Here is a 2,133-nt window from a genome sequence, read left to right as displayed (position 1 = left end):
CACCGAAGCCGACCTCACCCGCCTCAGCCGGAGCGGCGTCCACCCGCTCACCGCCACCCAGGGCCTCGACCTCTTCGACGCCGCCCTGGCCACCGGTCTCCCCCTGACGGTGCCGGCCAAGCTCGACCCGGCCGCCCTCCGCTCGCAGGCGGCCTCGGGCGCCGTACCGCACCTGCTGCGCGGCCTGGCGGGCGTCCACCGCACCACCGCCCGGGCCGGTGTGGAGCCCGGCCTGGCCCAGCGGCTCGCCGCCCTCACCGGCCGCGACCGCACCCAGGCCCTGGTCGACCTGGTCACCACCCAGGTCGCCGCCGTCATCGGCCAGAGCGACAACGGCGCCATCAACGCCCAACGGCCGTTCCGGGAGCTCGGGTTCGACTCCCTGATGGCGGTCGAGCTGCGCAACCGCCTCAACAAGGCCACCGGCCTCGCCCTCTCCACCACCCTGGTCTTCGACCACCCCTCCCCCGCCGCCATCGCCGACCTGATCGAACGCCAGATCTCCGGAAGCGCACGGACGGTGGAGGCCTCCACGCAGACCGCCGGCACCGAAGACCCGATCGCGATCGTCGGCATGGCCTGCCGCTTCCCCGGCGGGGTCGCCTCGCCGGAGGACCTGTGGCAGCTGGTCACCGAAGGCCGGGACGGCATCAGCACCTTCCCGACGGACCGCGGCTGGGATCTGGAGAACCTCTACCACCCGGACCCGGACCACCCGGGCACCAGCTACGCCCGCGAGGGCGGATTCCTGCACGGCGCGGGCGAGTTCGACCCCGCCTTCTTCGGCATCTCGCCGCGCGAGGCGCTCACCATGGACCCGCAGCAGCGCCTGCTGCTGGAGACCTCCTGGGAGGCCTTCGAGCGGGCCGGCATCGACCCGACCACCGTCCGGGGCAGCCGCACCGGCGTGTACGCGGGCGTGATGTACCAGGACTACGCCGGCCGCTTCCTGAGCCAGATGCCCGAGGAGTTCGAGGGCCAGATCGGCATCAACGGCACCGGCAGCGTGGCCTCCGGCCGGATCTCCTACACCCTCGGCCTGGAGGGTCCGGCGGTCACCGTCGACACCGCCTGCTCCTCCTCGCTCGTCGCGATGCACATGGCCGCGCAGGCCCTCCAGCAGGGCGAGTGCACGCTCGCCCTGGCCGGCGGTGTGACCGTGATGGCCACCCCCAGCGGCTTCGTGGAGTTCAGCCGCCAGCGCGCCCTCGCCGCGGACGGCCGCTGCAAGGCGTTCTCCTCCTCGGCCGACGGCACCGGTTGGGCCGAGGGCGTCGGCCTGGTCCTGCTCGAACGGCTCTCGGACGCCCGCCGCAACGGCCACCAGGTGCTGGCGGTGATCCGCGGTACCGCGATCAACCAGGACGGCGCCAGCAACGGCCTGACCGCCCCCAACGGCCCCGCCCAGGAGCGGGTGATCCGCCAGGCCCTCGACCGGGCCGGCCTCACCCCGGCCGAGGTGGACGCCGTCGAGGCGCACGGCACCGGCACCTCGCTGGGCGACCCGATCGAGGCCAACGCCCTGCTCGCCACCTACGGCCAGGAGCGTGAAGAGCCGCTCTGGCTGGGCTCGTTGAAGTCCAACATCGGCCACACCCAGGCGGCGGCGGGCGTTGGCGGCGTGATCAAGATGGTCATGGCGATGCAGCACGGCGTCCTCCCGCAGACCCTGCACGTGGAGGAGCCCACCCACCACGTGGACTGGACGGTCGGCGCGGTCCGGCTGCTCACCGAGGAGCGCGCCTGGCCGGAGGCCGGGCGTCCGCGCCGGGCCGCCGTCTCCGCGTTCGGGGTCAGCGGCACCAACGCCCACGTCATCCTGGAGCAGCCCGCGGCCGGGGATGCGGCGCAGGCGGCCGCCGAGGCCGAGGGCCCGACCGCGTGGGTGGTCTCGGCCACCACGCCCGAGGCCCTGGGCGACCAGGCCGCCCGGCTGCACAAGGCCCTGCTCGCCCGGCCCGAGGCCGGAGTCGGACAGGTCGCCGCCGCACTCGTCAACAGCCGGACGTTGTTCGGTCGTCGGGCGGTGGTGGTCGGATCCCGGCGCGGGGAGCTCCTGGACGCCCTGGCGGCGCTGGCCCGCGGCGAGGAGGCCCCCGGCCTGGTCACCGGCACCGCCCGCGAGGACACCGG

The 2,133-nt window shown here is 74.7% G+C and carries 1 protein-coding gene; it reads left to right on the top strand.

Annotated features, from left to right (window positions below; genetic code table 11):
* Positions 1-2,133: beta-ketoacyl synthase N-terminal-like domain-containing protein (locus ACGFZP_RS39410; protein WP_392942304.1), on the top strand; the 2,133-nt coding region annotated here is incomplete at both ends.

The organism is Kitasatospora sp. NPDC048239 (genome assembly GCF_043202015.1).
GTDB lineage: Bacteria > Actinomycetota > Actinomycetes > Streptomycetales > Streptomycetaceae > Kitasatospora.
The sequence above is the reverse complement of the archived record's forward strand: the minus strand, read 5'-3'. Positions and strand labels throughout refer to the sequence as shown.